The organism is Streptomyces sp. 7N604, from assembly GCF_052245475.1.
Lineage (GTDB): Bacteria > Actinomycetota > Actinomycetes > Streptomycetales > Streptomycetaceae > Streptomyces.
Window position 1 is genome coordinate 43,589 of the sequence record NZ_JBQQBX010000039.1, and the last position, 12,701, is coordinate 56,289.

Below are 12,701 nucleotides of genomic sequence, written 5' to 3' on the forward strand. Positions count from 1 at the left end.
GCCGTGGCGGCCGCTGCCGGGGCCCGGGAGCCGTCAGAACTTGATGCCGCCGATCATGCCGGCGACGTTCGTAGTCAGCTCGTTGATCGTCGGGGCGACGGAGGAACTCGACAGATAGAAGCCCAACAGCATGCAGACCACCGCGTGTCCGGCTTTCAGCCCGGATTTCCGGATCAGCAGGAAGACGATGATCGCCAGCAGCACCACCGCCGAAATCGAAAGTGCCACGGCGGTTCACCTCCAAAGACGCGGCCGAGGACAAGGAGCGCACAGCTTCGCTGTACCGCGGGCGTCGAACCCACTATGCGCAACTGATCATAACTTTCCGCTCCCGAGCACGAATCGGTGCACGGGAGCAGACGAGGGGCGCACGGGTCGCCTCGCCGGCGTGGCCGCTTCGTGCCTGCCCAGCCCGCCCTGCGCGCGACGGTCCCATCGCCGCCGAACGGGGCGGCCGCCCGCTGCCGCAAGGCGGCCCCCGCTCGACCGCGAGCGAGACCCGCCGCAGGAGACCGTGCGGCCCGCCCGACGGAATGCGTACGTATGCACACGGCAGAGCACAACCTCCCCCAAGGCGACTCCCACCCGCAGGGGCCCGGGCCGCGGCGGCTGTCGGCGGGGCCCGCAGGCGGGGCCGTCACCGGCGGCGTGGCGGAAAGCACAGCTGGGGTGGTCGACTGCGGTGTGCCGGGCGGCAGGCGCGCATAGGGTCTGTCCATGACCGGACAGATCTCCTTTCCGCGCCAGTACGCCCGCACCCAGCGCTTCACCCTCGGCGCCCCCCGTGCCTTCACCGTGTCGCCGGACGGGACCCGGGTCGTCTTCCTCCGCTCGCGCAGCGGCACCGACCGGGCGAATCTGCTCTGGGTGCGCGATCTCGAATCCGGGCAGGAGCGGATCGCCGCCGATCCCGCCGCACTGCTCGGCGGCGCGTCCGAGGAGCTCTCCGCCGAGGAGCGGGCCCGGCGCGAACGCAGCCGGGAGGGATCCGCGGGCGTCGTCGGCTACGCGGTTGACGAGGCCGTCGAATTGGCCGCTTTCGCGCTCTCCGGGCGCCTCTTCACCGCCGAGCTCCGGGCAGGCACCGCGCGCGAACTCCCCGTCCCCGGCCCCGTCGTGGACCCGCGGCCCTCGCCGGACGGGCGGCGCGTCGCGTACGTCGCCGGCGGCGCCCTCCGCGTCGTGGACGCCGACGGCGCGGGCGACCGGGCGCTCGCCGCACCCGGCGGCGGCGAGAGCGAGAACGCGGACGGCGTCACGTACGGCCTGGCCGAGTTCATCGCCGCCGAGGAGATGGACCGCTCCCGCGGCTTCTGGTGGTCGCCGGACAGCGAGCGGCTGCTCGTCGCCCGCGTCGACGAGTCCCCCGTCCAGCGCTGGTGGATCGCCGACCCGGCCAATCCGGACCGCGAGCCGCAGGAGGTCGCGTACCCCGCCGCCGGGACGCCCAACGCCGACGTCCGGCTCCTCCTCATCGGCCTCGACGGCTCCCGCACCGAGGTCGAGTGGGACCGCGCCGCGTACCCGTACCTCGCGCGCGTGCACTGGTCTCCCGCGGGCCCGCCGCTGCTCCTCGTGCAGGCCCGCGACCAGCGCGGCCAGCTCTACCTCACCGTGGACACGGAGACCGGCCGGACGCGGATGCTGCACGCCGACGAGGACCCGGTCTGGCTCGATCTCTTCCCCGGCGTGCCCGCGTGGACGCCGGACGGCCGGCTCGTACGGATCGCCGACGAGGGCGGAGCGCGCGTGCTGGTGGTGGGAGCCCGGCCGCTCACCGGGCCCCAGTTGCACGTACGGGCCGTGCTGGACGTCTCGCAGGCCGACATCCTGATCTCGGCGTCCGCCGGTCCCGAGGCGTCGGATCCGGCCATCGGCGAGATCCACGTGCACCGCGTCAACGAACTCGGCACCGAGCGCCTCTCCGAGGGCCAGGGCGTGCACTCCGCCGTCCGCTCCGGCACCGTCTCCGTGCTCTCCTCGGCCACGCTCGGCGCCAGCGGTGCCACGGCCCGCGTCCTGAGCGACGGCAAGTCGGTGGCGACCATCACCTCCTACGCGGAACAACCGGTGCTGACGGCCCGCGCGCGGCTGACAGAGGCGGGCACGCGCCGTATCCCGTGCGCCGTTCTGCTGCCCACGGACTACCGCGAGGACAAGGGGCCGCTGCCCGTCCTGATGGACCCGTACGGCGGTCCGCACGGCCAGCGCGTCGTCGCCGCCCACAATCCGCACCTCACGTCCCAGTGGTTCGCCGACCAGGGCTTCGCGGTGGTCGTCGCCGACGGCCGTGGTACGCCCGGCCGTTCACCCGCCTGGGAGAAGGGGGTCATGAACGACTTCGCGGGCGCGACCCTCGACGACCAGGTGGAGGCCCTTCAGGGGCTGGCCGGAAATCACCCCCTCGACCTGTCCCGCGTCGCCATCCGCGGCTGGTCGTACGGCGGCTATCTCGCCGCCCTGGCCGTACTGCGCCGCCCCGACGTCTTCCACGCGGGCGTGGCGGGTGCGCCCGTCACCGACTTCCGGCTGTACGACACCCATTACACGGAGCGGTACCTCGGCCACCCGGACGAGCAGGGCAAGGTCTACGCGGCGAACTCGCTGGTGACGGACGAGGGCCTGTCGGGCGCGGCGGAGACGCACCGCCCGCTGATGATCATCCACGGCCTCGCGGACGACAACGTGGTCGCCGCACACACCCTGCGCCTGTCCTCGGCGCTGCTCGCCGCGGGCCGGCCGCACGAGGTGCTGCCGCTGTCCGGGGTCACCCACATGACGCCGCAGGAGCAGGTGGCCGAAAACCTGCTGCTGCTTCAGGTGGCCTTCCTGAAGCGGTCGCTGGGCATGGCCTGACGGGACTCTCCCCCGGCCGCGGCCGAGCCGACCACGGCCGCCGGGGCGGAGCCGCGGGTGCGCAGCGGCCGTGCGCCTCACCGGCCGGGCGGGGGCGGCCGACACTCGCCACCGCCGCTCCCGCCCGCGTAGCCATACGCGCTCCCGTACCGCTCGCCCCTGTACGGCTCCGCCTCCGGTCGGCGGCCGCGCCGTCCCAGCGCCGCGAGCACCACGACGCCGGCCAGCAGCTCGAAGACCGCCGTGGCCACGCTCAGTTGGTCCCGGACCGGCAGGTCCCAGACGTGCGCCGGCAGCCCGGTCCGCCGTTGCGCCGATACGCCCGTCAGCCCGCGGGCGAGCAGCATCGTGGCCGCCGTCATGCCGAGCGGCCGGGAGAAGGCCGTACGCGCGAGGGCCGCGACCGCCGCCGCCAGGCTCACGAGGACCACCGTCCAGGCGAGCCATCCGAACGGCGGCTGGAGCAGCGCGTAGACGTTCTGCGGGCCGTCGCCGACGAGCAGCTTCTCGTACGTCCGCCATCCCCACTCCCGCGCCCAGTGGATCTGCCAGGCGGCCACGGCCCCCGCCGCAACGCCCAGGAAGAGAAAGGCGATGACGGACGCGGCCCGGCCGGGGCGCACAACACCACCCACGCCTCTGCCCTCGCCGCCGGCAGCGGGCCGGCGCCCTGCCGCGACGGCGACAAGCATCGTGACGCCGGTCAGCACGCCCGTCCCCGCCGTCAGCGTCGCCCGGGACCGAAGGTCCTCGTCGACCACGCGCATCCAGCCGGACTGGAGCGTCCACAGGCTGGGGAGCCGCAGCGCGATGGTGACGACCGCCGCGGAACCAAGCGCTCCAGCAGCGGAAACAGATCCGCCAGCCGAAGCCGAAGCCGACCGGAGCGCTGCGATCGCCGCACCCGTATGCACACAGACCAGCACCGGGTCCGCCAGCGACGTACCCCAGATGCCGCCCTCCGCCCGCGACGGCATCCCCGCCCAGAGCCACCACACGTCCGCGGTCTCCACCGCCGCGTGGGCGTCATGAATGATCCATACGAGCTCGACCAGCGCGAGCAGAGCGAAGGCAATTGCCCCGAATAAGCGCGCTCCGCGCATCAGTGTGCGACTCTGCCCCATAGCGCCCATGGTGGCGGTTCTACCCCGGGTGACACCGGACCGACAAGCGACCGGCCGGGGACGGCGGCAAAGCCCTCCCCGGCCGGTCTACGGCACCCGCACGGCCGTACGCTGTCCAGCGTGACGCGTCCGTATATCGGTGTTGCGTCAGTCAAGTTGCTTGCTTGTTAACGAACTTGGTCCGCATAAATCACCCATGTCCCCCACGTGCGGATGTTGTCAAGCACGCGCGCACCTCAATCTGCGAAATCTTCGCTCAAGAAGCACAGAGTCGACCGCTCCCCGCTGCTTTGCCTCTTGACGCGCGTTGATTCGCTCGTAAGAGTTCCGCTCAATCAGCAGCGCAGACCGGCTGCTTGTGTGTCAAACAATTTTCGCCTCGGGGGCAGGAAGCCAAAATGACGAGCCCAACCCAAGCTGCTGGTACGGCGGCTGAGGCAGCGACGGTTCCCGTGACCACCAAGGGCTCCGGACCGGACCAGTCGCTGACCGGCCGCTCCCCCGGCCAGCTGATGTGGCTGCGCTTCAAGCGCGACCGCACCGGCGTCCTCTCCGCCTTCGTGGTGCTCTTCTTCTTCGCGATCGCCGCGCTCGCCCCGGTCATCTCGTGGCTCTACGGCAAGGACCCCTACACGCTGTACGGCCAGGAGCAGATCGGACTGCTGGACGACTTCGGCGACCCGGTTGGCGCGAACGGCGGCATCTCCGGGGACTTCTGGTTCGGCCTCGAACCGAACCTCGGCCGCGATGTTTTCACGCAGCTGCTCTACGGCATGCGCACGTCCCTCTACACCTCGGTGGTCGTGACCATCCTGATGGTGGTCACCGGTGTCGTCATCGGCCTCGTCGGCGGGTACTACGGCGGCAAGGTCGACTACTGGCTCGGCCGGATCACCGACTTCCTCCTCGCCTTCCCCCAGCAGCTGTTCCTCATCGCCACCATGCCCGTGGTCGTCGCGGTCTTCGTGAATCCGGAGGAGGAGACCCCGACCTACATCCGGGCAACGGCGATCATCATCGTGCTGTGGTTCCTGGGCTGGATGGGCATGAGCCGCCTGGTCCGCAGCTCCACCCTGTCCCTGAGGGAGCGGGAGTTCATCGAGGCCGCGAAGGTCACCGGCGCCTCGCCCTGGCGGATCATCCGCAAGGAGCTGCTGCCGAACCTGGTCACACCGATCCTGGTGCAGGCCACGTACATGCTGCCCTCCACGATCCTGTCGGTCGCGTTCCTGTCCTACATCGGCGTCGGCTTCCAGGAGCCGACGCCCGACTGGGGACGGATGTTCGCCATCGCGGGCCGGATCTACGAGACCAACCCGACCTACATGTTCTTCCCGGGCGTCGCCATGGTGATCTTCGTGGTCGCCTTCAACCTCTTGGGCGACTCGGTCCGGGATGCCTTCGATCCGAAGTCCGGACGGTGACCGTCCATTCGAGGGGGGTGGCTGCCGACCCTTCGCCGGACAGTCCGCACCAGCCGGACCCCGTCCGCACCCGGTAGCACACATGGATCACAACCGACAGGCAGGAGCACCCGACGCCATGAACACCGCCTCTTCGCGCAGAGCGCGCGCCATCGTGGTCGCGCTCGCGGCAGGGTCGCTGGCGCTCGCCGGCTGCAGCAGCGGCAGCAACAGCGAGAAGGACAAGTCCAGCACGCAGGAGGACGCGAAGTCCCAGTCCGAGGCGGTCGCGCTCGGTGACGCCGCCGCGTCCACCGGCCCGGCCAAGGAGGTCCCCGGTGCCAAGCCCGGGGGCACGATCACGGTCTGGCAGACGGACGACTTCTCGCACTTGGACCCCGGACAGAGCTACGTCAGCGACGCCACCCTGCTCGGCCGCCTCATCCACCGCGGGCTGACTCAGCTCGAGGAGGACGACAACGGTGCCAAGACAGTCGTCGGTGACATGGCGACCGACTCCGGCAAGTCGTCCGACGGCGGCAAGACCTGGACGTACACGCTCAAGGATGGCATCAAGGACGAGAAGGGCAACGCCATCACGTCCAAGGACGTCCGCCACACCGTCGAGCGACTGTACGCGCCGTTCATCAGCGACGGGCCGACCTACCTCCAGCAGTGGCTGTCCGGCGCCGGCACCACGTACCGCAAGGCGCTGCCCGACGGCCCCTACAAGGGCAAGCACCTTCCGGACTCGGTCCTGGAGACCCCGGATGAGAAGACCATCGTCTTCCACTTCAAGGAGCCGCAGCCCGACCTGCCGCAGGCGCTGGCCATGCGGGGTTACTCCATCGTTCCGGAGAAGGCGGACACGAAGGAGAAGTACGACACCAAGCCGGTCGCCCTCGGCCCATACAAGATCAGCGAGTTCAAGCCCGGCAAGGTGATGAAACTCGTCAAGAACACGAACTGGGACCCGAAGACCGACTCGGTCCGCCACCAGTACGTCGACGGCTTCGACATCACGTACAACGTCCAGGACGCCGAGCAGACCAAGCGCATCCTGGCCGACCGCGAGGAGGCCAAGAACGCCGTCCAGTTCACCGGCGCCGTCGACATCAGCCAGGCCAAGAAGGTCGTCAACGACAAGGCCGCCTTCGCCCGCACCATCCGCGGCTACCAGCCGTACGTCTGGCAGCTCAACTTCAACCTGGACCGCATCAAGGACAAGAAGGTCCGCGACGCGATCACCTACGCGCTGCCGAGCATCCAGATCATCCGCCCCGACGGCGGCACCTACGGCGGTGAGCCGGCCGGCGGTCTGTTCGCGCCGACCCTCCCGGGCTATGAGAAGGGCTACGACCCGTACGGCAAGCTCAAGAAGCCGAACGGCGACCCGGAGAAGGCGAAGAAGCTGCTCAAGGAAGCCGGCAAGGAGGGCATGAAGCTCGTCTACGCCTACGCCAACACCGAGATCCGCCAGCAGCAGGCCGTGATCATCGCCAATGCGCTGGAGAAGGCCGGCTTCGACGTCCAGAAGAAGGACATCGACAACGCCACCTGGTACGAGCAGGTGGGCAAGGTCAAGAACGGCCTGGACATCTACATGACCGGCTGGGGCCAGGACTGGTCCTCCGCCAGCACCGTCATCCCGCCGTCCTTCGACGGCAGCCAGATCCAGGACGGTTCGGCGAACTACGCGCACCTCAACGACAAGCACGTGAACTCCGAGATCTCCCGCATCGCGAAGATCACCGATCCTGCCAAGGCGACCGCGGAGTGGGTCAAGCTGCACAAGTACATCGTGGAGGAGATCAACCCGGCCGCCCCGATGTACTTCACCAAGCAGTTCCAGATCTACGGCTCCAACGTCGGTGGCGCCCGGTACAACGCGGACACCAGCTACATCGACGTCACACGGCTGTACCTGAAGAAGTAACAGCACAGCACTGACCGGGGGGTGCCTGCACGGCGGAGCAGGCACCCTCCGGCTGGCCACCCCCTCCCAGCAGCCGCCGTCCCGAGAGCAGCGAATCGTCATGCTTCAATTCCTCATTCGCCGGACGTTCGGCGCCGTCGCGATCCTTATTCTGATCAGCGCGTTCACCTTCTTCCTCTTCTTCGCCGTCCCCCAGGACCCGGCGACCCTGGCGTGCGGCAAGAACTGCACCGCACCCGCGCTGGAGGTCATCCACAAGAACCTCGGCCTCGACCAGCCGGTGCCCGTGCAGTACTGGGAGTTCATGAAGGGCATCGTGATGGGCCGCGACTTCGCGGTCGGCCACTGCAACGCTCCGTGCTTCGGGGTGTCCTTCAACAACAACCAGCAGGTCTGGGACACGATCGTCGACCGGTTCCCGACCACGGTCTCCCTCACCGTGGGCGGCCTCGCGGTCTTCCTGACCGTCGGCCTCGGCGCCGGCATCATCGCGGCCCGCCGCAAGGGCACGATGACCGACAAGACCGTCAGCTCGGTATCGCTGGTGCTGAGCTCGATGCAGATCTACTTCCTCGGCCCGATCGTGCTCGGCATCTTCGTCTACAGCACCGGCTGGCTGGAGAACCCCAAGTACGTACCGATCACCGAGGATCCGGCGGGCTGGTTCATGGGCCTGCTGATCCCCTGGTGCGTCATGGCGGCGATCTTCACCGCGCAGTACACGCGTATGTCGCGCTCCACGCTGATCGAGCAGCTGCAGGAGGAGCACGTACGCACCGCCCGCGCCAAGGGCATGTCGCGAAACTACGTCTTCTACCGCTACGCCTGGCGCGGCTCGCTGACCCCGATCGTCACCATCCTCGGCATGGACCTCGGCGCGCTCTTCGGCGGCGCCATCGTCACCGAGCAGACCTTCAGCCTCGCCGGCATCGGGCGCCTCGCGGTGCAGTCGGTGCAGAACAAGGACCTGCCGCTCACGATGGGCGTGATGCTCGTCAGCGCCGCCTTCATCCTGCTGTTCAACATCATCGTGGACGCCGCGTACGCCTTCATCGACCCGCGCGTGCGCCTGTCCTAGGAGAACCCCCCGTGACCACTCTCACCAAGACCGAGGGCGAGCCCGCGCCGACCGGCTCCGACGCCTTCCTGTCCGTGCGCGACCTGCACGTGCGGTTCTCCACCGAGGACGGCATCGTCAAGGCGGTCGACGGCCTCTCCTTCGACCTCGAACGGGGCAAGACGCTCGGCATCGTCGGCGAGTCGGGCTCCGGCAAGTCCGTCACCAACCTCACGGTGCTGGGCCTGCACAACCCGGCCGGCACGACCGTCTCGGGCGAGATCCTGCTCGAGGGCCAGGAGCTGACCGGCGCGCCGGAGAAGACGCTGGAGAAGCTGCGCGGCAACAAGATGGCGATGATCTTCCAGGACCCGCTGACGGCGCTCTCGCCGTACTACACGGTGGGCCGGCAGATCGCCGAGCCGTACATGAAGCACACCGGCGCCTCCCGGCGCGAGGGGCGGCAGCGCGCGATCCAGATGCTCGAGAAGGTCGGCATTCCGCAGCCGAAGCTGCGGGTGGACGACTATCCGCACCAGTTCTCCGGCGGCATGCGGCAGCGCGCGATGATCGCGATGGCGCTCGTCTGCAACCCGGAACTGCTGATCGCGGACGAGCCCACGACCGCGCTGGACGTGACCGTGCAGGCACAGATCCTGGACCTGCTCAAGGACCTGCAGCAGGAGTTCGGCTCGGCGATCATCTTCATCACCCACGACCTCGGGGTCATCGCCAACACGGCCGACGACATCCTGGTGATGTACGCGGGCCGGGCCGTCGAGCGCGGCACGGTCAAGGAGGTCCTGCGCTCCCCCCGGCACCCGTACACCTGGGGGCTGCTCGGCTCGATGCCGCGGATCTCCTCCGGGACCGACGAGGAGCTGCTGTCGATCCCCGGCAGCCCGCCGAGTCTGCTGAATCCGCCGAGCGGCTGCCCCTTCCACCCGCGCTGCACCTTCGTCTCCGAGGTCGCCGGGGGCCGGTGCTCCGGCGAGCGGCCCGTGCTCCCCGGGGGCCGCGGGTCCGCCTGCCACCTGACGGGCGAGCAGAAGGAGACCTTCTTCATCGAGCAGATCAAGCCCCGGCTGGGCTAGGGAGATTCACCGTGACCGACAAACTCACCCTGCCCACCCCGCGCGACGCCGATCCGGCGTCGGCCGAGCCCCTGCTGACGGCGGAGGGTCTGACGAAGCACTTCCCCATCAGGGGCGGCTTCCCGATCAAGCGCACCGTCGGTGCGGTGAAGGCCGTGGACGGCATCGACCTGACCGTGCACGCGGGCGAGAGCTTCGGCCTGGTCGGCGAGTCCGGCTGCGGGAAGTCCACCACGGGACGGCTGCTGACCCGGCTGCTGGAGCCGACCAGCGGCCGGATCACCTACCGGGGCCAGGACATCACGCGGGCGAACCGCAAGCAGCTCGCGCGGGTCCGCTCCGAGATCCAGATGATCTTCCAGGACCCGTACTCGTCGCTGAATCCGCGGCAGACGGTCGGCACGATCATCCGTGGCCCGATGGAGATCAACGGGATCAACCCGCCGGGCGGCCGCGAGAAGCGGGTGCGCGAGCTGCTGGAGACCGTGGGCCTCAACCCGGAGCACTACAACCGCTTCCCGCACGAGTTCTCGGGCGGCCAGCGGCAGCGCATCGGCGTGGCCCGCGCGCTCGCGCTCGAGCCGAAGCTGATCGTGGCGGACGAGCCGGTCTCGGCGCTGGACGTCTCCATTCAGGCACAGGTCGTCAACCTGCTGCAGGAGCTCCAGCGGGAGCTGGGCATCGCGTTCCTCTTCATCGCCCACGACCTCGCGGTGGTACGGCACTTCTCGCACCGTGTCGCGGTGATGTACCTGGGCAAGGTCGTCGAGGTCGGAGACCGCGACTCGATCTACAGCCGGCCGCGGCACCCGTACACGCACGCGCTCCTCTCCGCCGTCCCCGAGGTCGAGCTGGACGAGGAAACACCCTCCCGCGAGCGCATCCGCCTCGCCGGGGACGTGCCTTCGCCCATCAACCCGCCGTCCGGCTGCCGCTTCCGTACGCGGTGCTGGAAGGCCCAGGACAAGTGCGCGACGGAGGAGCCGCCGCTGGTGCAGATCAGCGGGAACAGGGAAGGGCACCTGACGGCGTGCCACTTCCCGGAGGAGCCGACGATCGCGGCGCGCGGCGAGGACGTGATCCTCGACCCGGCGCTGGCCGCGCTCGAGGACGCGGACTAGGCCCCGGACTGGGCCCCCACTGGCCCGAGTTCAACAGCCCCGGACGCACCGGCACCGGCACCGGCCGGGAGTGTCCGGGGGCTACGCGTCCGCCGCCCCCGCCGGGACGCCGGCCCGCGCCTTCTCCTCGGCGAAGTGGCAGGCCGACGGGTGCGCGACCGGTCCCGTCACGCCACGGAAGTCCGCCGGGACCGCCAACCGGGGCTCCTCCAGCGCGCAGCGCTCCGCCGCCTTCCAGCACCGCGTACGGAAGCGGCAGCCGGACGGCGGGTCGGCAGGCGAGGGGACGTCGCCGTCCAGCAGGATGCGTGTCCGCCGCTCGCGCGCCCCGGGGTCGGGCAGCGGGGCGGCCGAGAGCAGGGCCTGGGTGTACGGGTGGGTGGGGTGCTCGTAGATCTGCTCTTCGGTGCCGGTCTCCACGACCCTGCCGAGGTACATCACCGCGACCCGGTCCGAGATGTGCCGGACCACGGACAGGTCGTGCGCGATGAAGACGTAGGAGAGCCCGAACTCGTCCTGGAGCCGCTCCATCAGATTGACGACCTGCGCCTGCACGGAGACGTCGAGCGCCGAGACCGGCTCGTCCGCGACGATGACCTCCGGGCGCAGGGCGAGGCCGCGCGCGATGCCGATGCGCTGCCGCTGCCCGCCGGAGAACTGGTGCGGATAGCGGCCCACGTACTCCGGGTTGAGCCCGACGACGTCCAGCAGCTCCTGGACCCTCCGCCGCCGGTCCCCCTTGGGCGCCACCTCCGGGTGGATGTCGAAGGGCTCGCCGACGATGTCGCCGACCGTCATCCGCGGATTGAGCGAGGTGTACGGGTCCTGGAACACCATCTGGATGTTCCGCCGCACGGCCTTCAGCGCGCGCCCCGAAAGCTTCGTGATGTCCTCGCCGCGGTACCGGATCTCCCCTGCCGTCGGCCGCTCCAGGTTCACCAGCAGCTTGGCCACGGTCGACTTGCCGCAGCCGGACTCGCCGACGATGCCCAGCGTCTCACCCCGCGCCAGGTCGAAGGAGACCCCGTCCACGGCCCTCACCGCGCCGACCCGGCGCCGGAAAACGACGCCCTGGGTGAGCGGGTAGTGCTTGACCAGGTCGCGCACCCGGAGGATCGCCTCATCCATCGAGCGTCTCCTTCCAGAAGTGGCAGGCGCTGGTGCGGCCTTCGGCCACGTCGTGCAGCGGCGGGACGTCCGTGCGGCATACGTCACGGGCGCGGGGGCAGCGGGGGTTGAAGGGGCAGCCCGGCGGAATCCTGAGCAGGCTCGGCGGCAGGCCCCTGATCGCGCAGAGCTCCTGGCCCTTCCGGTCCACGCGCGGGATCGAGTCCAGCAGGCCGCGGGTGTACGGGTGGGCCGGGCGCTTGTAGAGCTCGTGCACCGGGGCGGTCTCCACGATCCGCCCCGCGTACATCACCGCGATCCGGTCCGCCACATCCGCGACCACGCCCAGATCGTGGGTGATCAGAATGAGCCCCATCGCGTACTCCCGCCGCAGCTCCGCCAGCAGGTCCATCACCTGCGCCTGGACCGTCACGTCCAGCGCCGTCGTCGGCTCGTCCGCGATGATCAGGTCCGGCCCGAGCGCCATCGCCATCGCGATCATGATGCGCTGACGCATACCGCCCGAGAACTGGTGCGGATAGTCGTTCACCCGCTGCCGCGCCGCCGGAATCCGTACCCGGTCCATCAGCTCGACCGCCCTGGCCTTCGCCTCCCTGCGGGACAGGCCCTGGTGGACGCGGAACATCTCGCCGAGCTGAGAGCCCACGCTCAGCACGGGGTTCAGCGACGACAGCGCGTCCTGGAAGATCATCGCCATCCGGGCGCCCCGCACCCTGCGCCGCTCCTCCGCGGACGCGGTCAGCAGGTCCCGCCCCTGGAAGAGCACCTGACCGCCCGTCACACGGCCTGGCGGGCTGTCGAGAATGCCCATGACCGCCTGCGCCGTCACGGACTTCCCGGAGCCCGACTCGCCGAGCACGGCCAGGGTCTCGCCCGCGCCGACGCTGTACGACACTCCGTTGACGGCCTTCGCGACACCATCTCTCGTACGGAACTCCACGTGCAGGTCGCGCACTTCGAGCAGTGCGGTGGTCATGGACGG

At 69.8% G+C, this 12,701-nt stretch carries 10 protein-coding genes; 6 read left to right on the forward strand and 4 right to left on the reverse strand.

Annotation, left to right across the window (positions count from 1 at the left end):
• Positions 1-33: 33 nt before the first annotated feature.
• Positions 34-228, reverse strand: a complete 195-nt coding sequence (locus ACTWP8_RS32955) for a hypothetical protein (RefSeq protein WP_443317761.1) — start codon at positions 226-228, stop codon at positions 34-36.
• Between the two features lie 489 nt (positions 229-717).
• Between ACTWP8_RS32955 and ACTWP8_RS32960 the strand changes: the two genes are divergently transcribed.
• Positions 718-2,856, forward strand: coding sequence for a prolyl oligopeptidase family serine peptidase (locus ACTWP8_RS32960; protein ID WP_443325745.1), 2,139 nt, complete (start codon positions 718-720; stop codon positions 2,854-2,856).
• Positions 2,857-2,933: 77 nt separating this feature from the next.
• Here ACTWP8_RS32960 and ACTWP8_RS32965 read toward each other — a convergent pair whose 3' ends face one another.
• Positions 2,934-3,980, reverse strand: coding sequence for a hypothetical protein (locus ACTWP8_RS32965; protein WP_443325746.1), 1,047 nt, complete (start codon positions 3,978-3,980; stop codon positions 2,934-2,936).
• Between the two features lie 398 nt (positions 3,981-4,378).
• On the opposite strand from ACTWP8_RS32965, the gene ACTWP8_RS32970 reads away from it, so the two are divergent.
• The 5 genes from ACTWP8_RS32970 to ACTWP8_RS32990 all read left to right on the forward strand — a co-directional run bounded on the left by ACTWP8_RS32970 (position 4,379) and on the right by ACTWP8_RS32990 (position 10,591).
• Complete coding sequence (locus ACTWP8_RS32970; RefSeq protein ID WP_443325747.1) at positions 4,379-5,404, forward strand: ABC transporter permease; 1,026 nt, start codon at positions 4,379-4,381, stop codon at positions 5,402-5,404.
• A gap of 118 nt (positions 5,405-5,522) precedes the next feature.
• On the forward strand, positions 5,523-7,319 hold the full coding sequence (locus ACTWP8_RS32975; protein ID WP_443325748.1) for an ABC transporter substrate-binding protein: 1,797 nt from the start codon (positions 5,523-5,525) through the stop codon (positions 7,317-7,319).
• A 100-nt stretch (positions 7,320-7,419) separates the two neighbouring features.
• The gene (locus ACTWP8_RS32980) at positions 7,420-8,397 is read left to right on the forward strand and encodes an ABC transporter permease (RefSeq protein WP_443325749.1); all 978 of its coding nucleotides are present in this window, start codon (positions 7,420-7,422) and stop codon (positions 8,395-8,397) included.
• Positions 8,398-8,408: 11 nt separating this feature from the next.
• The gene (locus ACTWP8_RS32985) at positions 8,409-9,470 is read left to right on the forward strand and encodes an ABC transporter ATP-binding protein (RefSeq protein ID WP_443325750.1); all 1,062 of its coding nucleotides are present in this window, start codon (positions 8,409-8,411) and stop codon (positions 9,468-9,470) included.
• A gap of 11 nt (positions 9,471-9,481) precedes the next feature.
• Positions 9,482-10,591, forward strand: a complete 1,110-nt coding sequence (locus tag ACTWP8_RS32990) for an ABC transporter ATP-binding protein (RefSeq protein WP_443325751.1) — start codon at positions 9,482-9,484, stop codon at positions 10,589-10,591.
• An 81-nt stretch (positions 10,592-10,672) separates the two neighbouring features.
• Here ACTWP8_RS32990 and ACTWP8_RS32995 read toward each other — a convergent pair whose 3' ends face one another.
• Together ACTWP8_RS32995 and ACTWP8_RS33000 are read right to left on the reverse strand one after the other, a co-directional pair.
• Positions 10,673-11,719 (reverse strand): ABC transporter ATP-binding protein, encoded by a 1,047-nt coding sequence (locus tag ACTWP8_RS32995; protein ID WP_443325752.1) that lies wholly within the window; start codon positions 11,717-11,719, stop codon positions 10,673-10,675.
• Positions 11,712-12,695: an ABC transporter ATP-binding protein gene (locus tag ACTWP8_RS33000; RefSeq protein WP_443325753.1), complete on the reverse strand. Its 984-nt coding sequence runs from the start codon at positions 12,693-12,695 to the stop codon at positions 11,712-11,714. Before ACTWP8_RS33000 ends, ACTWP8_RS32995 begins: the two co-directional genes overlap by 8 nt.
• Between the last annotated feature and the right edge of the window lie 6 nt (positions 12,696-12,701).